Raw genomic sequence first — 21274 nt, 5'->3', positions numbered from 1 at the left:
ATGACGAGCACGGAAATCCCAATCAGTGGGGCAAAAAAAACCGGTGGTCGTTTTGACCACCGGTTAAAAATTTTTTAAGGAACATAAATCTGATTAAAATTGTAAAGTTCACCGTCAATAACACCTAATGCGACAAGCATGTCACTGGTCATATAATACTCTTTAGCATCTGCTGACCAGCCGGGGTAATTGTCTCCCTTAAACTCTCTTCCAACAATGTATTCTTCCTCGAGATTTGCAAACTCACCATCATCAACAAATTTCTGAAGATAGATTTCACAGTTTTCTTTGATCTTAAAAGAAACATTTTCTTCGATCAGTTTTCTTACATTCCCCTCATTCAGCATATAAACAACATGATATACCGGCTCATAGTCCTCTTTTTCAAGCGCATAATAAGCACCATCATCACTGCATTTTACGAGGAAACGGTCGAATCTGCTGGAGCCTATAACATCTTTTTTGAATTCTTCATCTGTTCCATATTCAAGTTCTTTATTTACTTCCTCAAAAGAAACAACTGAGAATTGAGTCCCGTTTTCAGAGAAGATATAGCTGTTTTCTTCTGCGTTATCGACGTATTCTGTTTTGATCTTTTCTTCGCGGTACAGATCGCCGGTAAGTGTTGTTTCATCAAACTTTTTTACTATCATATAAAGGTTGCTGTCATTGTCATAATACTTAACGGCATCAAAGGTGTCAGCTTTTGCATTTCCGATGCATGAAAAAGAGATGGTTTCATTGTTGCCTGCAAATTCTAAAGTAGGAAAAGCGCCGCTATCCCAGCTGAACCTGGCTTGTGTATTATCATCTGCTGAAGCGAAATGGAAGGTAATGTTCTCACCATCAATTTCATAGGTGAAAGGAATCCCTGATAAGCCATCTGTTGTCTGGGTAGAACCGGAAGTTTCGCTGTCAAAAACATAGTAGCTTGATATGTTGTAAAGGTCATCTCCTTTGTATGCTGCGTATACAGCTCCTGAAAGCTGTGGATAACCATCAGATGAAAGGCCTGCTTTTGTGAAATTAAGTACCTCTGAGTTTGAATATTTTTCACTAAGTTCATCATATAATGAAGGGTCTGCTGAGATATCTACGGTGCCGTCTTTGTAGTTATGGTAAACACCATCTTTAGCAGCTAGATAATCGATATTTGATTCTTCTGTAATAACGAACTTGCCCGTATCTTTACTTACATATCCTTTAGCTATAGAGTTACGCATTGATATTATGAGGCTGTTGTCATCGGTTACAGCAATCGGATATGCTGTCCCGCCGCTTTGGACAGAAGTGACCTTCTCGATAGAACCATTTTTTTCTATGTAAATGGTGGCATCATAGGTTGCCAAATGTCCCATGGCGTCATCAAAAATATAACTTGTTACTAAAAGAGCATTTTCTCCCTCGCAGACAGGAGCATATGCATATGACTGTCCTGCGTGGAGAGAGGTGATGAGCTGCTCATACTGTGAAGTTTTGCCGGTAGTTTCTGTAGTGGCATTTCCACATCCTGCCAATGCTGAAATGGCAATTGCTGTTGATAAAAGTAATGTAGCTATTCTTTTCATAATTCTCTCCCATATTCTGATTTTTTTTACACTATTTAATGATACGACTGAGTTTGCACAAGGATTATAAAAAAAGTATAAATTCAGAATGATACCCAGGGACGGGGTTAATGGGCCATTTTGTTATTCAGAATAGCATGGAGTGTCCTTTTTGCGTATAATAGAGTAAGTTGGAATAGAGGATGGCAGAGATTAATGTTTTTTTGGATACTTGCTTCATTGGCGGCGTTTTATGTAAAGGGACTGTGCGGCTTTGCAAACACGCTTGTTTTTACTTCAATAATGAGTTTTGCTGTTGCGAACATAGAAATATCACCGGTGGAGCTGATTCTTGGCCTACCAACAAACTTGATCATAAGCTGGAAGGAACGAAGATCAATTGATCTAAAGGTAGTAGTGCCTCTGGCCATTATGGTAATTATTGGTAGCACTGTCGGAGCTTTTCTGTTAAAAAACACAGATGTTACCGTAATAAAAATAATCTTCGGAATATTGGTTATTTTTGTTGGCATAGAGATGCTGATCAGAGAATTGGCTAAAAAGAAATCTAAGAACTCAAAAGTTCTGCTTATAATTATCGGTATTTTATCAGGATTTCTGTGCGGACTCTACGGAGTTGGGGCGCTTCTTGGTGCTTATATCGGGCGAACAACAGAGAATACAAGATCTTTTAAAGCGAATATTTGCACAGTATTTATTATTGAGAACACATTTAGGCTTGGACTGTATCTCTTTTACGGAATCCTGACTATAGATATGTTAAAGAAAGCATTGCTACTCTCACCATTTATGCTGATTGGGCTTGGTCTTGGAATGTACAGCGCCGGTAAAATAAATGAGATGGTAGTTAAAAAGATTGTGATAGTTCTTTTGATCTTATCAGGTGTGGTACTGATTTTTACAAATGTTACATGATATAATAAATAGAAATTGACTAAATATGGTGGGAGGGGTTTTGAAATGAAATGCTGTATTGTTTATGCTTCAACACATCACGGAAACACAAAGAAAGTGGTAGATGCCATTGCTAAAGAGTTTGATGTGGAGTTGATCGACGCCACACAGGTGCAGAAGAAAGATTTGTCTGAATACGATTTGATAGGCTTTGCTTCAGGCATTTATGCTGCGCAGTTCCATCAGCAGGTGAAGAATTTTGCCCATGAAAATCTTCCGCAGGATAAGAAGATTTTTTACATAATGACCAGTGCTATGAATAAAGATTTTTCAAAATCCATGGCAGAATCAGTCAAAGACAAGAACGCTGAGGTTGTTGGTAAGTTCACATGCCACGGATATAACACTTTTGGACCATTTAAGTTGGTCGGTGGCACAAGCAAGGGACATCCTGATGAAAATGATCTGACTGATGCAGTTGAGTTTTTCAGAAATCTTATTAGAGTTGGTAGAGCGGAATGAACGTAATTTAGGTGTTTGCTTTAGAGCAGACACCTTTTTTTATGGAATCATGTGAAGTAAAATATAAAAAGGCGTTGGTATAGTGCATGCTGGATGATTGGAGGTTATGATGAGCATTACAGTTAATTTGCGTTACAGAGGAACGGATGGCGCTGCAAAAAGATTTGCAGAAGAGATGATCAGTAGTGGCACAGTCGACAAGATCCGGAATGAGGCAGGAAATCTCAGATACGAGTATTTTCAATCTCTGGATGACCCGGAAACAATTCTTTTGATAGACAGCTGGGAAGACCAGAAATCTATTGATGTTCACCATGCTTCACCAATGATGAAAACAATCATGGAACTTCGTGAAAAGTATGATCTGCATATGACTGTAGAAAGATACAGATCCGATGATAGCATGCCTGAGAGGGATGCCGATTTTATCAGAAAATAAGGCTATTAGAGTAAGGAACAGCAAGAATGAACAACAGATATAGTGTGATATTTGATATGGATGGCGTTATCTTCGATTCGGAGAGGGCATGTCTTTATACATGGACAGAGGCGGCGTCCGGCTATGGAATAACTAATGTGCGCGAGGTGTTCGACAGATGCATTGGAACAAATATGAATCAGACCAGGCAAATTGTTGAGGATGCCTATTCAAAAGACTTTGGCGAAGGTATTGCGGATAAACTTCTTTCTGAGAGCAGCAGACTCTTCCATGAGAAATATGATGGAGGCAGACTCCCAATAAAGGCTGGCGTAAAAGAAATCCTGGAGTACCTAAAGGCAGAGAATGTGAGATGTGCAGTGGCATCCTCCACAAGGAAAGCGGTCGTGGAGGCGGAACTTAAAGATGCAGGGCTTTTAGACTATTTTGAAGAAATAGTTGGCGGGGACTCAGTAAAGGTATCAAAACCAGACCCCGAGATATACCTCATTGCCTGCGACAAACTTAAAGTAAATCCCAAAGACTCTTTTGCCATCGAGGATTCATATAACGGGATCAGGTCAGCCAATGCGGCCGGAATGAAGCCAATCATGGTTCCGGACATGATCCCCGCAGATAATGAGATGAGAGAGCTTGCAGATACAGTCTGCGAGAGCCTTATGGATGTTATTGATTATTTTAAAAATATCGCAGATTGAGATGGCGATGAATATGTGGAGTACAAGCGGAAAGTTAATAGATTAGTTCCGTGGAAACTCAATGCTGTGAGAAACCAATAATCCAAATGAAAAAGAGCTGACGAAGCAACCAGAGTATTGGAGGGAGAAATGAGAACACTTTTTATCGGAAACAGCCACACGTATTACAATGATATGCCCAAGCTGTTCAAAGACATTTGCAAAGAAAATGGCATTGATATGCAGGTGACGATGCTCACTAAAGGCGGCATGGGACTTGATTATCATGCAGATAATGAGCAGACCAGGTTTAATATTCTTTATGGGGACTATGATTTCATAATACTTCAGCATGTAGCTCATCCAATGGGCGAGTTTTCCGTGATGGAAGACGCTGCGGACAGGATAATGGAATGGATTGGGCAGACCAAGGCAAAAGCCTGCTTCTACATGACATGGACAGAGGAAGGAAACGAGGCATTTCAGCCTGAGATGTCAGCAAGATACAGAAGGCTTGCTGAAAAATATGGATGCCTTGTGGCTCCTGTAGGCGAGAGATGGTGGGAGCACATTCATGCACATCCTGAGACAGATCTGTATTTTGAGGACAGAAGGCACGCCTCACCTGCAGGCTCTATGCTCGCAGCAAGGACTATATTTGAGACGTTAAAAGATCTTTATTGAGAAAAGCTGTCAACTGTGCGTATTATGTGACTTTGTTTATTGTGCTATGTAAAAAAACAAACAAATGTGGGGGACAAATGAATCCAAATTTAAAAGCATATTTAATGCGTTATCTGATATACATAGCCATTGGAATGGCTATATATCTGATAGATTACATCACTCATCCGAATATGAAGTTTATTCCTTCGTTCGCTTTTTGCTGTGCGACGGGATTTTTTGCGGACTATCTCTTTCAGGACTGGCTTCACAGTAGATTTGGGAAAATGGCTTTTTTTATCACAGTCATAGTCTTTGTGGTGGGCTACATCATAGGAGTTAAGGTCGCCGGCGCGATCAGCAACGCGGCCGAAGGCTTCTACGGCCTCACTCCATTTATTTACTTTTTCGTGATCATTGTCATCTACATCGGTGGATATGTGGCCTACGTGGCAGAATCCGCCATCCGCAGGTTCTTTATACCCAGGTAAAAGAAATTTCAATCTCTTTAAATGTCAGCTTTGGTGTCACTCTAAGTCAGTGACACCAAAGCCTCTTTCATAAAGATAAGTAGTGCTATAGCTTAAGGAGCCATCGGCATTTTCTGTAACATCAGGGATGTTTACAGGAAGATGGCCCTGCGGTTTGTTTGAGCCAAATACTGTTTCGATAGCTGCTACGATATTGGCGTTTGTGGCCTTTTGTCCGGAGCCGCTGTCGGTTTTATCTGTGGGATCTGTGCCAAGGGCTGAGCCCATGTAGGCAAGAACAATAGCATCTGCATCCTTATAAATAGCGGCGTCATATGGTAGGTTTTCGCTTACAAGAATGAACTTTCCGCCTGCAGCGTGAATGTCATTGATAGCGCTGGTAATTCCGATGTACTGAGGGCTGCTCTTATCCAGAGCGCCATTGCCGGATGCATAGGAAAAGCCGATCACAACATCTGAGCCGGATATCTTTTCCTTCATTTCGTCAGTGTAGTGGCGTTTGACATCGGCGGAGGAATCGTAATAATAATCAATATTTATGTTTGGCTTTGAATCTATGTAATTTCCCTTTTTCAGTTCATCTATAGCATACTGCAAAGTTGTGGCATCAGCATTTTGTCTGCCAAGAACGAAGATATTCGTTGTCTCTTTTGCGACAGGAAGAGTGCTGTCATCATTTTTTACCACTGTAATTGCCTGTCTGGCCATGTCCATTTCAGCATCGTGATGCTCCTTGGAGCCGACAATCGCGGTACTGTCAGACACATTTTTTTCTATATCAGATTCTTCAGTCTCGTCCAGCATTCCGTGTCTTGCTTTCAGAGAGAGGATACGGGTTACGCTCTCATCGATCCTGGCCTGGCTTATCTCTCCGGAAGAAACTAAAGACGCAATCCCGGCAATGTATTCATCATAGAAAGTTGCGGCCTCTGCATTTTTCAAATCCATAGGAAGGAGCAGGATATCAACGCCGCTGTTGATTACTTCTTTAGCGATGTTTACGAAGTATTCAGAGGAGTCTTTTTCACCTGGAACAAGGCCCGCATCAGCAATGGCATCCATTTCAAGAGCATCGGTTACAACAACGCCGTTATAGCCCATGTCTGTTCTGAGGATGTCAGTTATAATCTTTTTGGACATGGTAGCAGGGAAAAAGCCGGTAGTTACACCATCTCCAAATGTCTTTTGCTCGTCGATAAGAGGAAAAGTTATGTGGGCTGTCATTATCATTTCTGCGCCGTTTTCGATAGCTGCTTTAAATGGTACAAGCTCGGTCTCCTTGATCTCGTCATAGGTCTTTTCAACAGAAGGCGTACCGATGTGGCTGTCTACACTGGTGTCTCCGTGGCCGGGGAAGTGCTTATAGGTCGCAATGATATTGTTCTGGGCAAGGCCCTTCGCATAAGCGTTGCCGAGCTTAGCCACCAGGGCTGGATCGTCGGAAAAAGACCTTGTGCCAATAACAGGGTTTGACGGATTATTGTTCACATCAATGTCCGGCGCAAAGTCAGCATTAAAGCCAAGAGCAGCGAGCTCCTCACCAAGTATATTTCCGGTTTTCTTTGCATTTTTTTCTGAATCTGTCGTGGCTCCAATAGCCATATTTCCGGTCATACGTGTCCCCGAGGTCAGTCTTATCACGATTCCACCTTCTTCATCCACAGGGGTCAGATATGGAATATGCGCAGAAACGCCCTCTATCTGTTTATTATTGTCCTGAAGCTCGTGCAGGAGCTTTGTCACCTGCTCATTTCCGGTAATATTTGAACCAAACAATATCACGCCTCCGTACTGATGGCGCCTTAAAGCCTCGCTAAGCTCTAGGAAAGAATTAAGGTCTGTTACATTTTCTTCGTTCCAGGTTCGGAAAGCCGGGATTATCATTTGCGAAATTTTTTCATCCAGGGACATCTTTTTTACCAATTTGGATATCTTGGCGTCGCCCTTTACAGCGCCACATCCGCTCAGCATATAAGTGCTGATTAAAAGAGTAATCGTAAGAATAATTGAGATAAATTTGGAAAATTTAGATATCATTTTAAGAACCCCCAAAAGAATGGTTTTGCAATATTGTGAGCTAATAATCATTTTAACATCCATAACTTTCATTTCATCATGGGGATGGCATATTTTTAGATAAATTTTAGAGATTTTTTTATTTATTAGAATTTCTTATAATGAAATAAAAAGATGTTTTGGAAAAGGAAATGTTGGTAATGGGAGTGGAAATGGAAATACACAATGGGAGACCGGAAAACACTGAAGGCAGACTTTCAAGAGAGATAAGAGTCTATGATTTTTTGGATGACCTTGGAATAGAATACCAGAGAGTAGATCATGAAGCGGCCATGACTATGGAGGCCTGTGAAGCAGTGGATGTGGCACTTGGAACGACCATGTGCAAAAATCTCTTTTTATGTAACAGGCAGAAAACGACGTTTTATCTGCTCTTAATGCCTGGAGACAAGAAGTTTAAAACAAAGGAATTGTCTAGTCAGATAAACTCAGCAAGGCTCTCTTTTGCAGAAGCTGAAGACATGCTTAAGTATCTGGATATTGAGCCCGGGGCAGTGAGCGTCATGGGCCTTATGAATGACAAGGGGCATGATGTAAAACTTCTTGTGGATGAAGACGTTAAGGCTGGAGAGTACATAGGCTGCCATCCTTGCGTTAACACATCAAGCTTGAAGATAAAGACTGAGGATATCTTTGGGAAGTTTTTGCCGGCAGTTGGTCATGAGGCAGAAATCGTCTATCTTGTTGGAGAAGACTGAGAGGATAATGGCTTGTGCAGGCTTTTATCCTACAGCAGCGAAGCGCAGTGAGAAGGCAACAGCCAAGCACAGAGGAGAAACAATGCCTAACAAAAAGAATACAGATAAAAACAAGTCGGAAACAGCTGCTCGTCCAGAGATAAAATTAAAAAGCAATCCAAAGGCAGATGCCATGAAAAAGGCGCCTGATGAAGTCATTGCCATGGCCATCAGAGAGGCCCTGATAAAAGATAAGGAAAATAGATGAACTAATGCACAGGGGGGCAGTTATGCGGGGGATCAAGAATCATAAGTTGCAGCTAAAGGACCGGATTATGGCAAAGACAGGCGGGGTGTGCGCAGCGTGCGGGAAACAACTTGAGAGGCAGAAAGTTACGATAGACCATTATGTCCCCAAGTACCATGGTGGCACGGATGATGAAAGAAATCTTTTGCCTTTGTGCAGAAATTGCAACAGGCAGAAATCATCCAGAATGGTGGTGGCTGAGGACTATTATCGATTTCTTGGAAAAAGATATTGCGAAATGGCTAGTGAATATAGGGATGAACTGGAAAGGCCTGTGCCTTAAGCAAGGAGGATGGATATTTGTGCTGTAGATATTACTTTAGTGACAAAGCTGCATATAAGGTTGAGAGCGACTTAAAGCTAACCAAAGGAGCGCTTGCTACCAGGGCTGGAGACATTACTCCTGGGATGGCGACTCCGGGAATCATCTGGAACAAGGGCACAAACGAAGACCTTGCGCTGGAGGATCTGTTTTGGGGAATAACTTCCAAAGACAGAAAGCTCATCATCAATGCCAGGGCTGAATCGGTGACAAAAAAGTCGATGTTTGCTGACAGCATTCGTAATCGTAGATGCATTCTGCCTGCTGCGGGCTTCTATGAGTGGGATGCAAGTAAGACGAAGTTTATGTTCAAAAGAGCTGATGAGAAGCCAATTTACCTTGCAGGTTTCTATGACCTTAGCGATAACAAGGACTCTTTTGTGATTCTGACGACCGCGGCAAATGCATCAATGAAGCCTGTTCACGACAGAATGCCGGTAATGATTGATACGGGAAATGTCAGGGATTACTTAAAAGATCCGGCTGCAGCCCTTGAAATGTTAAAAGAGTCTATGCCAGAGCTTGACAGAAAAAGTGACTATGAACAGCTGAGCCTGTTCTGATTATTTATAAGAACCCTGGAAAAGAAATGGCAAAATTTTTTAAAAAAATTTTATGGGAATATTCCAAAATAATAATTTGTCAGTGTTATAATGCGCTTGGGGAGGCTGAATAGGCCTCTTTTTGCTTAAAAAAATGAACACCTTAAGGATCATGGATGAGAGGAGAAGGTGGCGATGAAAGATTTTATTGCAAAGATACTGTATTTCATACTGGCATTGATCATTTTGATGTGTGTGTATATTGGACTGTGCGCAGTCAATCCTGCTTTGTCGGAGCCTCTAAAGAAAGTTGTGGCTGACATTGAGGAGAAAAAGAGAATCAGTGCAGAAAGTGCGGCTGAAGCAAGCGCAGCTGCAACAAGTTCAGAAGCGGCAGCTACAGAGAGCTCTTTGGAAGAGGGAACAGAAAAAGAGTCTGAAACAGAAGAAGTCAGCACGGATGGGCCGGAGACAGCACATCCCTATAATTTTGATTTGACATACAAGGATTATGTTGATGCGTGGGACGACAGCGTGGTTGACGAAGAGAGCAAAAACAATCCTGATTATAAGGAGTTTGTGGATGCTTTCATAAATCCTTCGGAAGATACGTCTGAAGGGGATTACCCGAAAGACAGTTCCCATATGCTTTCGCCGCAACCTGAGATTGTCGATATTGAAGATGAAAAAGAGGCGCAGGAGATCATTGACAGCGTTGATAAGGGGGAAACCGGTGAAGGCCTGGAGTTTGATGAACTTTACTATCCTTATTATCATATGTTAAATGACAGGTGCAAGGCTTTGTACAGACAGATGTATGCCAATGCTGTTGCCCTTAACAAGAAGTTTGCGCCCATAAATGAAAAAACCACCAATAAAGAGGTTGAGAGCGCTTTCTGCTGCCTTCTGGATGACCATCCGGAGCTCTTTTGGGTGGATATATCCTATTATTTCCAGTATGACTACAATGGCAATGTTATAGAGTTTGACTTTGATTTTTACAAAAACTTCAATGATATCGCTTCAGCAAGAAGCAAATTTGAGGCTACGGCTCAAGGCCTGGCAGTAGGCGCCCGGAATTTAAGCACTCCTTATGAAAAAGAGCTGTATATTCATGATCTGATAGTGGATAAGCTCAATTATCAGTACAATTCCCTGGATCAGAGCGCCTATAGTTCAGTGGTTCAGAACTATACTGTATGTGCGGGCTATGCCCGCTGCTTCCAGTATCTGATGCAGCTGGTTGAGGTTCCAACTTACAATTGCCATGGTTGGGGCGGAAGCGAGCGCCACGCCTGGAACATAATTAAGCTTGATGATGGTTTTCACAATGTGGATTGCACCTGGGATGATTCGCTGGCTGGTTATGATTATTTCAATCTTAGTGATTCGGAAAACAAGAGCCATAGAAGAATGGAGTTTTCGGTTTATCTTCCTCCATGCGTTTCATCCGATTACAAGCCTGCGTCAGGGCAGAAAACTATCGATGCTGGTTCGGAAGCAAGTTCCGCTGCGAACAATGGGAATACTAATATTTCAATAGAAGTGGAAAATAACGGGTCGACAATCACAATTAAGGCTGAATCATCTGTTTCGTCTGGCAATTAAGCTAGCGCAGGGCTTAGGTAAGTAATAAACGGAAAGAAGATTTATATCATGGAAAAATGTTTAAGGCCCCATCATGGGATGTGCTTTCAGTTCTATGAAGGCAAGGGCTACAGTGCTGATTTTACAGACCATATGGGACGCGTGATAAAAGAACTAGAGGCTGCCCCGGAGCAGAAGGTGGTGCTGAAGGCTCAGACAGATATTGTCTGCAAAAATTGCCCGAACAATGATGGTGGCCTGTGCAGCTCTCAGGACAAGGTTATCAGATATGACAAAGAAGTGCTGAAGGCTTGCGGACTCAGTGATGGATGCGAGATTTCTTTTGCGGAGTTCAAGGGACTTGTGAAGAATAGAATAATCGATGCAGGTATCCGAGGTGATATCTGCGGCGATTGTAGCTGGGATTACATCTGCAGGAGTAAGGAGTAGCCGAGACGAGGTTTAAGAGGCACCATTTGTGCCTTGGCTCCTCTTCAGGTACATCCTTCCGGCGCAGATAGCTGCGGCAATTGAGAAGATATAAAAGGCGGCCAGAATTCCAATGGCCATTCTCATTCCCAGGTGTTCTGCATTGAAGCCGGTGAGGGCTGTGAAAACAACACCGCCGATGCCAGTTGCAGTGGTGATCATTCCTGTTGAAAAGGCGGTGTTTTTTCCGGCGAAAGGAATCATCATATTGAGGACGCAAGGGTAGATGGCGCCGCTGGCAAACCCAAGAGGGATGCATAGCGCAAATACCACGAGGCTGTTATCCATAAGAGCTACAAGGACGGTGAGAAGTGGAATTGCCACAAGGGCAGTAAGCAGGATGGCTCTGGCTCTTTTGGCAAAATAGCCCACGAATACTCTCGAAGGGATCATCATCGCCCAGAACACTGAGAGGGCGTAGCGGCCGAGGCCTGAGTCCAAAACGTCCGCGAACAGAGTTTCTACAAAGTACGCGAAGCCGTTTTCAAATCCAACATAGATGCACATGATAACGCAAAGAAGCAGGATTCCCATAAGGAAGAATTCTGTTTCTTTTTTTGTGGACCCATCTGCTGAAGCTCCCCTGGCAGCAGCTTCTCTTTTCCCCTCTCCTGATGCCATGATTCCGGCAAAAGAAATGAGGCTTCCCACTGCGAGAATGGCAAAAAGAACTTTCCAGGTAAGGCCAAGTCCAAGGTAATATTCCACAACAAGCGGAGCCACCAAAGCCCCGAGGGCATACATGGAAGTCATGAATCCGATTTTCTTGCTACCGCTTATGGGATAGGAGTCTGCAAGAGCAGCGATGGATATGAACTGAAGTGCACTGGTGGTTAGGCCAAGAAAGAACACACCTACAACAAATGCACTTTGTAGACCAATTATCTGGATTCCTGCGGCGGCCACAAACTGGATCACCAGCAGGATCTTTATACACTTTGTTTTGATGTTGGCGTCAGCCCACGCCCCGAGTATAAGCGGTGCAAGCATTGTGGCAAAGAGCTCAGTTGCCGCAAAGAGGCCTTTGGAGGTCTCGGAAAGATCGTAGTTTTGCCCGATGCTTCGAAGACTGGCCTGATAGCCGCCTGCTTCAAAGCCGTTAATGAATATGATCAAAAAAAGCACAAGCCATAAAAAGTCGAACTTTTCAGATTTATCATTACTGTTCATAGAAACCTCCTGAGCAGATATGCTTTTTGAGTTAAGGATTACTGTTGCAACCGATCAAGGACCCTTGAGTACATGTTTTCATCGGTGGCGCTCTCATCAGATCTGAACATATAGGAAGTACTAACCTTTAATGTCATTTTGTTACCATCAAGTTCTCTGATAGATTCAATTGCTTCTTTTAACTGACTGCACAATTCATCAACTTCAGACTGCTTGTCAGTATATAAAAGCAGCGCAAATTCTGCCTGTATCATTCTTGCTACAGCGCATTTGTCCTTTGTGACATTCAGTATTTCCTGCCCCATTCGATGTAAGAGCTTTTTGATAAAGTCTTCTCCATAGTCAGCAACAACTCTGGCATGCTTTGTGTCTCTAAGTATAATAAGCGCAAAATCACGCCCCAGATTATGGTAGTTCTGGGAATAATCTATAAGGGCATCAAGGAAGCCTTTTTTATTCATACAACCGGTAATGGTGTCAGTTCTTTTAACGTTATAAAGTTTGTCTATTCTGGCCATCTCCTCATCAACATCAAAGAAATAGCCCATCAGGCCGATAATCTCGTTGCCGTCATATATAGGAGCCTTGAAACACATGATGTTATGGACAACGCCTTTTACGATGCAGTATCCCGGAACGCCTGATACAACCGAGCCCTTTGATAGAACGTCAAGCTCGTCGTCTCTGTACGCTTTGCCGTCGGTATGCCAGCCCATGTCCTCATCATCTTTACCGAGGATATCGTCGATGGTAAAGCCGTAGAAGTCAAGAAAAGCTTTGCTGGCGCCCAAAAACCTCCTGTTTTTATCCTTCCAAAAGAATTTAAGATGAGAGGCAGTTACAGTGTTTTCCCACATTTTTGCATATATTTGTGAGTCATCTGACTTAAGCCCGTAGTCTTCGCGGTTATATAATTCCTGGATCTTGCTAAGTATTGTGTCGGTATCGTCAGGAGTTGGCTTTGTGCACATGAGGAATTCTTTTTCCTCTGTTCCTGGAATAAGCATGAGCGCCAGGCCTTTCCACTCATAATTACCGTCACTTTGCTTGATCCTGAACATATTCTCGACATAGCCTTTGAAACTATTTTCTATGCGGCTGTTAAGTGTAGACCAGTCGCAGAAAACATCAAACTTCTTGGCGTCAGCCAGCGCAATATATTCCTCTTTGAACTTTTGGGTATAGGTATTAAGATCCATGCCATCGCTGGAACTGCCCTTCATATAACGGAATTTTCCAACCAATGGAATAATTGTGTTATTAGATGGATTGATCTGAGCCACAGTGTCAAACATGTGATTTATTTCTTTTAACCTGAAGTCAAGGCTGTTTCTCTTTTCAATATTTACATCAGAAGATATATTGCGAATGGAGCTTATAAGGATATGGCTTCCGGCGTTTTCTGCAATCTCTTTTCCCTTAAGACAAAGAATGTTTCCATCAACAGTAAAGTAGAAGGTTTCAAGGTTCTTACTCTGCTCAACAGTATCAGCGAATTTTCTGAGCTGAGAATTAATGGGAGAGTTGGAATGGAATACTTTCTGATCGATATCTTCCTGGTCGTAGGATCTGCCAAAAGCCTGTATTTTGTAGATGTCATTCATGAAAAGAGTTCTGAGAACTCCGTTGTCATCTTCTAAAACGGCCAAAGGTTCATCAGTATGCCTTGCATGGAAGCTGGCCACATCGTAGAAATGGCGCCACTGCCTCTTTTCAATCTCAATTTTGCTCTCTTTGATATGGTCAAAAAAGTCATTTATGGGCATTGGTTTGCCGTAGTAATAGCCCTGGAGTCGGCCACAGCCGATGTTTTTTAGAAACTCCACCTGCTCCTGGTTTTCCACGCCTTCTGCCAGCGTCATGATATCAATTTCTTTTGCCATGATGACTGTAGAAGTAATTATGGCCTTGGATTTGTCGTCAAAGGAGCGAAGAAATGACATATCGAGCTTAAGGGTGTCAAAATGATAGTCCTTAAGGACAGTAAGAGAGGAATAACCGCTTCCAAAGTCATCCATCCACACCTCATAGCCGGTGCTTCTGAAGCGCTCAATCATCCCACTCATCAGATCGGCGTCGGATACGATCATGCTTTCAGTGATCTCAACATGAATGTAGTCCCTGGGAATATCGTACTCGTCCACCGCATCCTCCAAAACCTTGAGCATGTCAGTGGCTTCAAGGTCAAGGCGCGAGAAATTGATCGATACCGGAATGGCATCGAGACCATTATGAATACGCTCTGATATGTCTGAGCAGACTTTTTTAACCATCCAGCAGTCAAGCTTGTGGATCTGCCTGCTCTCTTCGAGAGCGCCTATGAATTTATCAGGTGAAAGAAATCCCATTTCAGGGTCAATCCATCTTGCCAGAGATTCAGCGCCGCAAAGCTGCCCGGTGAGCGCGCGAACAACAGGCTGGTAATATACTTTTACCCAGCCATTTTCCAGTGCTTTCTCAATATTAGCAACCACGTATTCCGCGATTTTTTTGCGTTCCTGACTATTGTCCAAGGCAAGTGGCATGAACGTAATCTCCGTGAAAAAATTATTGCTATATTGAGCATAACATAAGTTGAGTACCGATGGTAAATAATATTTATAAAATGAACATAAATATGACAAATTTAATTATTGTTTCCAAATAAGCCGTTTGCAATAAGTGGTAGTTACCGCGTAATATAATTATGGAGCTTTAAGTATTTGAAAGGATATAAGTATGATAATTCAGACCGGGTCTCGCACAGATATTCCGGCTTTTTATGCTGACTGGTTTGCAAACAGGCTAAAAGAGGGCTTTGTTTATGTGCGAAATCCTTACAATATGACATATATTACAAAGTATTTGCTAAATCCTTCGGTGGTTGACATAATCTGTTTTTGTTCAAAGAATCCAAAACCCATGCTTAAATATCTGGATCTTTTGAAACCATATGGATTGTACTGGTATGTGACGATCACGGGCTACGGAAGGGACATAGAGCCCAATGTTCCGGACATCCCGGATGTCATAGAAAACTTCAAAAGGCTATCTGACTTTGCTGGCGTGGATTCAATGGGATGGAGGTACGACCCGATTTTCCTGGATGACAAATATACGAAGGATTATCATCTTGAGAAGTTCGAGGAAATCGCATCGGCCCTTGATGGCTGCACGCAGACGGCAGTTATCAGTTTTATAGATATGTATCAGAAAGTGAAAAAGAACTTTCCCGAGGCCAAGCCTTTAGAAAAAGCAGACAGGATGTACCTTGGTGAAAAGATGGCTCAGATTGCCAAGGAGCATGGGATGACGCTTCGGCCCTGCGCTGAGGGAAATGAACTGGAAGTGTTCGGCGCAGACTGCAGTGGCTGCATGACTCAGCCAATGTATGAAAAGGCGGTTCATAACAGCATGAATTTCCCAAAGGTGAAGAATGCGCGAGCTTCCTGCGCGTGCTATCTTGCGAATGACATAGGCATGTATAACACGTGCCTTCACATGTGCAGGTACTGTTATGCCAATTATGATGCGAAGACAGTGATGGATAATAATGAGAATCACGACCCGCTTTCGCCGCTCCTTATCGGGCATGTCAGGCCTGAGGACGAGATACATCAGGCAGAGCAAAAGAGCTGGATCGACGGGCAGTTATCATTTGATTTTCTGTGAGATGGAGACTGGAGGGAAAATACCAGTAATATCAGCGGATAAGCAATATTTACAGTTTGTTTTTGGGGTAAAATAATATAATGATTTTGGAGGTGGCTATGGATAAGTCTTTTTTAGAGAAGAAAATTGAACTGGTTGTGGATAAGCTTCTTAATCTTGGAGGAGCTGACTATGAGCAGGACAAGAAGATGTCGGTTGAGGAAATTATCAAGTCCGGAAAGTGCGCCAGAGACTATGGCATCGAGGAGTGGGACTGGCCGCAGGGAGTAGGTCTTTATGGCCTTTATCTTTTGCAAAATTACAGGAAGAGCGACGAGTATATGGATTTCTTTGTGAACTGGTATGAAAGAAATCTTGAGATCGGGCTTCCATCAAGGAATATAAATACATCATGCCCATATCTTACCCTTGTGAGCATTCTTGATAAGATGCCAAACAAGGAAAAATATGAGAAGTTATGCCTTGATCAGGCAAAGTTTCTTATGGAGGAGCTTCCAAAGACAAAGGACGGCGGATTCCAGCATGTGACAAGTGCTATCGGCGACAGAAACGGTGTTATGTTAAACAATGGCCAGATCTGGGCTGATACCCTGTTTATGGCAGTTCTTTTCCTACAGAAAATGGGCATAAAGTATGACAATGCTGCCTGGAGAGATGAGGCAACCCATCAGTTCCTGGTACATATCAAGTATCTTTACTCCAAGCAGACTGGGCTTTTTTACCATGGATTCAGCTTTGAGAGAAACGATAACTTCGGTGGAATATACTGGTGCAGAGGCAATTCATGGTTCACTCTTGGAGTTACTCTTTTCCTTGAGGACGCGGATTATCTTGATGGCGGAGTAAGACAGTTTATTGTGGATACATTTGTTGATCATGCAGAAGCTTTGAGGAAATATCAGGGTGCGAGCGGACTTTTCCACACGGTTATAGATGACGAGACTTCTTACGAGGAAGTTTCCGGAACAGCTGCCATGGCAGCAGGACTTCTTCGCGGAATAAAGCTTGGAATTCTATCAGAGGATTACAAAGACTGTGCGGCAAAGGCTATCACAGCTATATGCGACAATGTGGATGCTGACGGCACAGTGCTTAACGTGTCAGCAGGCACAGCTATGGGCATGGATGCACAGCATTACAAGAACATTCAGATCCGTCCGATGGCCTATGGTCAGTCACTTACGCTGGTTGCCCTCTGCGAAGCGCTGTAATTTGGATAAAAGAAAGCTGCTTTCCTGCTGTTTCTCAAAAATAGCAAAATAACGTAGATTTTTTTGCTAAAGAAAACATGTAATTGAAACGATGACGGCAATACAATGTATTCATAGTACAAGCAACTGATAACAATGTTTTTTAGAAAGGATGTTGGTGAGAATTATGAATATTACATTGGAAGCTGTTGAAAAAGTAATGGAGCAGACAGGCGTTGATTACAAAGCTGCAAAGGAAGCTCTCGTTAAAACTGACGGAGATGTTGATGCAGCGATCAAACTGATCCAACCGGATTCAAAGGATGTCAGCGATGACATCAAGGAAGCAATGGACAAGCTTAAGAAGAAAGTTGAAGAAGGAAATGTTGACAGAATTCAGATCAAGAAGGGCAACGAGGTAGTATTCAGCGTACCTGTTAATGTAGGAATTGTCGGTGGAATTCTTGGACTGGCAGCAGCTCCTTGGGCACTGATCGCAGGATCAGTTGCAGCATTCGGACTTGGATGCCGACTTGAAGTTGTAAAAAAAGACGGAACTACAGATGAGATAAAATAAACATTTTATGAACGGATGAAAGATATAGTGGTGATAAAGTTATTGCCACTATATCTTTTTTATTTGGATAAGTTTTAAATGGAGCCAGTTTTTATTGGAGAAATTTTTATGCAGGGTAGACTGTATTTTGAAATAATTTTTAAAATGTGATTATTTGCATTTCCTGCCTGCATGAATGAGTTCTTTTTACTCAGGTGTGGTCATGCTCAGCTTTCGAAAGATTCTCCAGTTCTTCCTTAGTGTGATGATGGCCATGTTTTCCATCAGTCACATAATGATTGTGCTCATGGGAATGCGTTACTGTATGCGTATGCGTATACCCATCGTGAGTATGGGTGAAAGTATGCACATGAACATGAGCATGCTGCCTTATCAAAGTATCCACCACAACAAGGCTGGCACCTGCTGCCATGATCAAAAATGCCACAGCGTACATTCCGGTGAGCTTTTCATGCAAAATAATAAATGATAAAAGTGCTCCCATAAAAGGTGCAACCGCATAATATGCGCTGGTTTTGGCTGCACCGAGTACGCTCTGCGCTCTGATATATAGAAAAATACTCAGTCCATATGCAACAAAACCTAAAATAAGGGCTGGGAGAATATATCTGATCTGCGGGAAAGATTCATGTTTAATAAAAGCAATTCCCAATGCTCCAAGTCCTGAAAAAATGCCTTTGAGAGTCACAATCTCGTAAGTGCTTTTGGACGCAATGCTGCGGGTACAATTGTTTTCAAGTCCCCAGCAGACTGTGGCAAGAAGCACCAAAAGTGAGCCATAGGAAAACTTAAAAGAAAGACTCCCTTCAAAAGAAAGCAATATGCTCGATAGTGAGATAAGTCCAATTGCTGCCCAAAGCCTTTTTGAGACGTCTTCCTTAAATAATATCAGCGCTATTACAGTCGTTGCCACAATCTCGAAATTGCCCAAAAGAGACGCATTCGATGATGTCCCATAATCCAGTCCAAGCATAAGAAATACAGGCGCTGCTATATCCAGCACGATCATCCCTATTACGAAAGGAAGATCCTTTCTTGTGAGCCGGTCTTCACTTTCTCTTTTACTCATAAAAGAAATACAGCTTATTCCTATTCCCGCACCCAAATACAGAAATGCCGCCATCATCGTAGGTTCGACATTATTTAAGAGTAACTTTGACATCGGGACATTTATTGCATAAAAAACCGCTGCCAAAAGTGCATATGTGATCGCCCGTATTTTTACTTTTTCCATCGTTGCTTCTCCTGCGCCGATTCTGATAAGTTACACCTTTTTAGAAATAATATAAAATAACATCATTTGATATAAACAATAATAAAAACCATCTAAATAATTAGTCAAATGAATAATAATTATTTCATTGATAATTAAGGTTAAAAAAGACAACTCATTTCTTACATTTTAAAAATTATGGTAAATAGTCAAAAGAATTCATTTATACCTGCGGGTTTCTGTAGTATTATCATATACATATGCGTTGTGGCAGATAAACAGGAGGTTTGTCATGGAAACTTGGTATTACGTAGTTGAAAGTATTGACGGCGATTATGCTAATTTAAAGAGGACGGATATTGAATCTGAGGATCTAAAGCTCGTTGCGAGAGCTCTTTTGCCGGAAGGAATAGCAGAGGGAACTCAGCTTAAATATGAGTTTATGCAGTATTCAATCGTATGATCCGGTAATGGCTGATTAAAGAAAAAATTAAATTTGGGGAGAAAAGTGTATGAGAAGTGAAATTGAGAGAAGATGTGAATTGTTGGTGGAAAACAGGAAGCTTGCGGGGAAGGCTTCTTTATTGGATCACGGTCTTATGAAAGTTGTAGCCGCTTCTTTTTTTACAGAAAAAGACAAGACGGCTGATGTTGAGGAGCTTAAAGATTGTAAAAAGCTTATCAGAAAAAAGCAGGGAATATTTTCAGAAATCAGGGGAAACAATGAGCTGATCATTGCAGCCAAGATGGCTGCCAGTGGTAATCCTGAAGGGTATCTGGATAAGCTGATAGATGTGTATAAGGAATTTCAGAAGGGTAAGATCCTTGGTTCATCTTACAGAGTCCTTGCTGCAGCTTCAATCTGCGATACAGGAAGGGCATCCGAGGCAAAAGAGCTTGTGGAGAAGACCTATGAGCTTATGAAGGGCATGAGAAAAGATCATCCATTTCTTACTACGGATGAGGATACAAGCCTTGCAGTCCTTTTAGCAATGAAAAATAAGAGTACAGAAGAGATATTGGAAGAACTGGAGGCTATTTACCAGCTTATTAAAAAGAACTTTGCATTCCATGAAGATGCTGCATACTCACTTAGTCAGGTGCTTGCAACATTTGATGGACAAGCAGAGGTAAAGAGCGAAAAAGTAATGGAGCTTTTTGAGGCCTTCAAAAATGCCGGAGCAAAGTATGGTAAAGGCTATGAGCTGGCTTCTCTTGGAATTCTTGTGGGAATCGACAGGAATACAGAAGAACTTGTTTCTGAGGTTGTGGAAGTAGCAGAATATCTTAATGGCAAAAAAGGCTTTGGAATACTGGATATGGATAGACATACAAGGCTTATGCTTGGAACTATGATAGTTTCAGGAATTTATTCTGACGGAAATGTAGCAACTAGCGCATCTGTCGCAAGCAGTGCTCTTTCTGCCGTTATTACTGCGCAGCTTTGTATGTACGTAGCAGTTATGTCTGCGGCTTCTGTTTCTTCATCATCAAGTAACTGATGGAGTGCGGCATCAGGGAACAGATTTGCCAACTGATTGAAATTTAGAGCCTTGGGCGATATAATAATCACATAAAATCTGCTTTTTGTGGCAGCTGATACTCGTAACGGCTTGTATCAGCTGCCTATATTATTGCAGACTCATTGATAATAAGTACGAAAGGCAAGGAAATAGAATTGAGAAAAGCAAGATCAGAAAAAGAAAACGCAATGAGGGAGAAGATGATTCCCGAGTTATATGAGAATAAATATAACAGCTTCATTGGGTTTGAAATTATGGAACTGAGTTCAACTTACAGTAAAGCGAGGATCAAATGTGACTCAAGGCTTCATAATACATATGGCAGTATACACGGAGGTGCACTTCTTTCCTTCGTTGACGCAATGGCGGGAGCTACTGCAAGTATGAGCGGATATTACGCAACGACAGTATCCGCAAACTTAAACTTTTTATTGCCTGCAGTAAATACAGAGTATATTTACTGCGAATGCATGAAGCTTAAGACCGGTAAGCACATTTTGGTATTTGATATAAGAGTTACTGATGATGACGGAAATCTTTTGGACAGTGGTGAATTTTCATTCTTTGCCAGCAAGGTTCCTGTTCTGGGTGACAATCTCAAGTTTTGATATGACAAAAAGATGGGTAAAAGACTCTGCGAAACAGCAGAGTCTTTTATTTTATACTTATTTTAGATAACAAGCTAACGCAGTATAG

General features: G+C 42.1%; 23 protein-coding genes. 18 read left to right on the top strand and 5 right to left on the bottom strand.

What is annotated here, in order from left to right:
* Positions 1–74 precede the first annotated feature (74 nt).
* Positions 75–1568, bottom strand: a complete 1494-nt coding sequence (locus G585_RS0111660) for a hypothetical protein (RefSeq protein ID WP_022775192.1) — start codon at positions 1566–1568, stop codon at positions 75–77.
* 195 nt (positions 1569–1763) lie between these two features.
* On the opposite strand from G585_RS0111660, the gene G585_RS0111655 reads away from it, so the two are divergent.
* The 6 genes from G585_RS0111655 (at position 1764) to G585_RS0111630 (ending at position 5254) form a co-directional block, all read left to right on the top strand.
* Positions 1764–2483 carry a sulfite exporter TauE/SafE family protein gene (locus tag G585_RS0111655; protein ID WP_022775190.1) on the top strand — a complete coding sequence of 240 codons (720 nt, stop codon included), beginning with the start codon at positions 1764–1766 and terminating at the stop codon, positions 2481–2483.
* Between the two features lie 45 nt (positions 2484–2528).
* Positions 2529–2984 carry a flavodoxin family protein gene (locus tag G585_RS0111650; protein ID WP_022775189.1) on the top strand — a complete coding sequence of 152 codons (456 nt, stop codon included), beginning with the start codon at positions 2529–2531 and terminating at the stop codon, positions 2982–2984.
* A 109-nt stretch (positions 2985–3093) separates the two neighbouring features.
* Entirely contained in the window at positions 3094–3423 is a 330-nt protein-coding gene (locus G585_RS0111645) for a putative quinol monooxygenase (protein ID WP_022775187.1), read from the top strand.
* 26 nt (positions 3424–3449) lie between these two features.
* Positions 3450–4121, top strand: coding sequence for an HAD family hydrolase (locus tag G585_RS0111640; protein ID WP_022775186.1), 672 nt, complete (start codon positions 3450–3452; stop codon positions 4119–4121).
* A gap of 129 nt (positions 4122–4250) precedes the next feature.
* Entirely contained in the window at positions 4251–4784 is a 534-nt protein-coding gene (locus G585_RS17990; RefSeq protein ID WP_022775184.1) for a hypothetical protein, read from the top strand.
* Positions 4785–4861: 77 nt separating this feature from the next.
* Positions 4862–5254, top strand: a complete 393-nt coding sequence (locus G585_RS0111630) for a hypothetical protein (RefSeq protein WP_022775183.1) — start codon at positions 4862–4864, stop codon at positions 5252–5254.
* 36 nt (positions 5255–5290) lie between these two features.
* On the opposite strand, the gene G585_RS0111625 is transcribed toward G585_RS0111630, so the two are convergent.
* Positions 5291–7291 (bottom strand): glycoside hydrolase family 3 protein, encoded by a 2001-nt coding sequence (locus tag G585_RS0111625; RefSeq protein WP_022775182.1) that lies wholly within the window; start codon positions 7289–7291, stop codon positions 5291–5293.
* A 191-nt stretch (positions 7292–7482) separates the two neighbouring features.
* Here G585_RS0111625 and G585_RS0111620 point away from each other — a divergent pair, with 191 nt between their 5' ends.
* The 6 genes from G585_RS0111620 to G585_RS0111595 all read left to right on the top strand — a co-directional run bounded on the left by G585_RS0111620 (position 7483) and on the right by G585_RS0111595 (position 11215).
* Positions 7483–8028, top strand: a complete 546-nt coding sequence (locus G585_RS0111620; protein ID WP_026663958.1) for a prolyl-tRNA synthetase associated domain-containing protein — start codon at positions 7483–7485, stop codon at positions 8026–8028.
* Entirely contained in the window at positions 8012–8275 is a 264-nt protein-coding gene (locus tag G585_RS0111615; RefSeq protein ID WP_155827817.1) for a hypothetical protein, read from the top strand. Before G585_RS0111620 ends, G585_RS0111615 begins: the two co-directional genes overlap by 17 nt.
* A 22-nt stretch (positions 8276–8297) precedes the next feature.
* Entirely contained in the window at positions 8298–8597 is a 300-nt protein-coding gene (locus G585_RS17985; RefSeq protein ID WP_022775178.1) for an HNH endonuclease, read from the top strand.
* A 17-nt stretch (positions 8598–8614) separates the two neighbouring features.
* The gene (locus G585_RS0111605; RefSeq protein WP_022775176.1) at positions 8615–9199 is read left to right on the top strand and encodes an SOS response-associated peptidase; all 585 of its coding nucleotides are present in this window, start codon (positions 8615–8617) and stop codon (positions 9197–9199) included.
* Positions 9200–9373: 174 nt separating this feature from the next.
* Positions 9374–10786 carry a transglutaminase domain-containing protein gene (locus G585_RS0111600; RefSeq protein WP_022775175.1) on the top strand — a complete coding sequence of 471 codons (1413 nt, stop codon included), beginning with the start codon at positions 9374–9376 and terminating at the stop codon, positions 10784–10786.
* A 48-nt stretch (positions 10787–10834) separates the two neighbouring features.
* Entirely contained in the window at positions 10835–11215 is a 381-nt protein-coding gene (locus G585_RS0111595; RefSeq protein ID WP_022775173.1) for a DUF1284 domain-containing protein, read from the top strand.
* A gap of 12 nt (positions 11216–11227) precedes the next feature.
* Here the strand turns inward: G585_RS0111595 and G585_RS0111590 are convergent, their stop codons facing one another.
* On the bottom strand, positions 11228–12424 hold the full coding sequence (locus G585_RS0111590) for an MFS transporter (RefSeq protein WP_022775172.1): 1197 nt from the start codon (positions 12422–12424) through the stop codon (positions 11228–11230).
* Between the two features lie 38 nt (positions 12425–12462).
* The gene (locus G585_RS0111585) at positions 12463–14949 is read right to left on the bottom strand and encodes an EAL domain-containing protein (RefSeq protein ID WP_022775171.1); all 2487 of its coding nucleotides are present in this window, start codon (positions 14947–14949) and stop codon (positions 12463–12465) included.
* Positions 14950–15142: 193 nt separating this feature from the next.
* On the opposite strand from G585_RS0111585, the gene G585_RS0111580 reads away from it, so the two are divergent.
* The 3 genes from G585_RS0111580 (at position 15143) to G585_RS0111570 (ending at position 17842) form a co-directional block, all read left to right on the top strand.
* A complete protein-coding gene (locus tag G585_RS0111580) occupies positions 15143–16075 on the top strand; it encodes a DUF1848 domain-containing protein (RefSeq protein WP_022775169.1) in 933 nt (310 codons plus the stop codon).
* Between the two features lie 98 nt (positions 16076–16173).
* Positions 16174–17286, top strand: coding sequence for a glycoside hydrolase family 88/105 protein (locus G585_RS0111575; protein WP_022775168.1), 1113 nt, complete (start codon positions 16174–16176; stop codon positions 17284–17286).
* Positions 17287–17452: 166 nt separating this feature from the next.
* A complete protein-coding gene (locus tag G585_RS0111570) occupies positions 17453–17842 on the top strand; it encodes a DUF4342 domain-containing protein (RefSeq protein ID WP_022775166.1) in 390 nt (129 codons plus the stop codon).
* 190 nt (positions 17843–18032) lie between these two features.
* Here the strand turns inward: G585_RS0111570 and G585_RS0111565 are convergent, their stop codons facing one another.
* A complete protein-coding gene (locus G585_RS0111565) occupies positions 18033–19076 on the bottom strand; it encodes a DMT family transporter (protein WP_022775165.1) in 1044 nt (347 codons plus the stop codon).
* A 271-nt stretch (positions 19077–19347) separates the two neighbouring features.
* Here G585_RS0111565 and G585_RS0111560 point away from each other — a divergent pair, with 271 nt between their 5' ends.
* The 3 genes from G585_RS0111560 (at position 19348) to G585_RS0111550 (ending at position 21186) form a co-directional block, all read left to right on the top strand.
* The gene (locus tag G585_RS0111560) at positions 19348–19518 is read left to right on the top strand and encodes a hypothetical protein (RefSeq protein WP_022775164.1); all 171 of its coding nucleotides are present in this window, start codon (positions 19348–19350) and stop codon (positions 19516–19518) included.
* A gap of 49 nt (positions 19519–19567) precedes the next feature.
* The gene (locus G585_RS0111555) at positions 19568–20557 is read left to right on the top strand and encodes a DUF4003 family protein (protein ID WP_022775162.1); all 990 of its coding nucleotides are present in this window, start codon (positions 19568–19570) and stop codon (positions 20555–20557) included.
* Positions 20558–20733: 176 nt separating this feature from the next.
* Positions 20734–21186 carry a PaaI family thioesterase gene (locus G585_RS0111550; RefSeq protein WP_022775161.1) on the top strand — a complete coding sequence of 151 codons (453 nt, stop codon included), beginning with the start codon at positions 20734–20736 and terminating at the stop codon, positions 21184–21186.
* Positions 21187–21274: the final 88 nt, after the last annotated feature.

Source organism: Butyrivibrio sp. AE2015 (genome assembly GCF_000420825.1).
Lineage (GTDB): Bacteria > Bacillota > Clostridia > Lachnospirales > Lachnospiraceae > Butyrivibrio.
The sequence above is the reverse complement of the archived record's forward strand: the minus strand, read 5'-3'. Positions and strand labels throughout refer to the sequence as shown.

What these genes read in the sequence shown, in the direction of transcription:
- G585_RS0111625 (WP_022775182.1), bottom strand. Translation starts at nt 7,291, where the DNA reads ATGATATCTAAATTTTCCAAATTTATCTCAATTATTCTTACGATTACT.
- G585_RS17990 (WP_022775184.1), top strand. Translation starts at nt 4,251, where the DNA reads ATGAGAACACTTTTTATCGGAAACAGCCACACGTATTACAATGATATG.
- G585_RS0111575 (WP_022775168.1), top strand. Translation starts at nt 16,174, where the DNA reads ATGGATAAGTCTTTTTTAGAGAAGAAAATTGAACTGGTTGTGGATAAG.
- G585_RS0111570 (WP_022775166.1), top strand. Translation starts at nt 17,453, where the DNA reads ATGAATATTACATTGGAAGCTGTTGAAAAAGTAATGGAGCAGACAGGC.
- G585_RS0111630 (WP_022775183.1), top strand. Translation starts at nt 4,862, where the DNA reads ATGAATCCAAATTTAAAAGCATATTTAATGCGTTATCTGATATACATA.
- G585_RS0111650 (WP_022775189.1), top strand. Translation starts at nt 2,529, where the DNA reads ATGAAATGCTGTATTGTTTATGCTTCAACACATCACGGAAACACAAAG.
- G585_RS0111595 (WP_022775173.1), top strand. Translation starts at nt 10,835, where the DNA reads ATGGAAAAATGTTTAAGGCCCCATCATGGGATGTGCTTTCAGTTCTAT.
- G585_RS0111620 (WP_026663958.1), top strand. Translation starts at nt 7,483, where the DNA reads ATGGAAATACACAATGGGAGACCGGAAAACACTGAAGGCAGACTTTCA.
- G585_RS0111585 (WP_022775171.1), bottom strand. Translation starts at nt 14,949, where the DNA reads ATGCCACTTGCCTTGGACAATAGTCAGGAACGCAAAAAAATCGCGGAA.
- G585_RS0111580 (WP_022775169.1), top strand. Translation starts at nt 15,143, where the DNA reads ATGATAATTCAGACCGGGTCTCGCACAGATATTCCGGCTTTTTATGCT.
- G585_RS0111600 (WP_022775175.1), top strand. Translation starts at nt 9,374, where the DNA reads ATGAAAGATTTTATTGCAAAGATACTGTATTTCATACTGGCATTGATC.
- G585_RS0111655 (WP_022775190.1), top strand. Translation starts at nt 1,764, where the DNA reads ATGTTTTTTTGGATACTTGCTTCATTGGCGGCGTTTTATGTAAAGGGA.
- G585_RS0111660 (WP_022775192.1), bottom strand. Translation starts at nt 1,568, where the DNA reads ATGAAAAGAATAGCTACATTACTTTTATCAACAGCAATTGCCATTTCA.
- G585_RS0111645 (WP_022775187.1), top strand. Translation starts at nt 3,094, where the DNA reads ATGAGCATTACAGTTAATTTGCGTTACAGAGGAACGGATGGCGCTGCA.
- G585_RS0111555 (WP_022775162.1), top strand. Translation starts at nt 19,568, where the DNA reads ATGAGAAGTGAAATTGAGAGAAGATGTGAATTGTTGGTGGAAAACAGG.
- G585_RS0111560 (WP_022775164.1), top strand. Translation starts at nt 19,348, where the DNA reads ATGGAAACTTGGTATTACGTAGTTGAAAGTATTGACGGCGATTATGCT.
- G585_RS0111565 (WP_022775165.1), bottom strand. Translation starts at nt 19,076, where the DNA reads ATGGAAAAAGTAAAAATACGGGCGATCACATATGCACTTTTGGCAGCG.
- G585_RS0111640 (WP_022775186.1), top strand. Translation starts at nt 3,450, where the DNA reads ATGAACAACAGATATAGTGTGATATTTGATATGGATGGCGTTATCTTC.
- G585_RS0111590 (WP_022775172.1), bottom strand. Translation starts at nt 12,424, where the DNA reads ATGAACAGTAATGATAAATCTGAAAAGTTCGACTTTTTATGGCTTGTG.
- G585_RS17985 (WP_022775178.1), top strand. Translation starts at nt 8,298, where the DNA reads ATGCGGGGGATCAAGAATCATAAGTTGCAGCTAAAGGACCGGATTATG.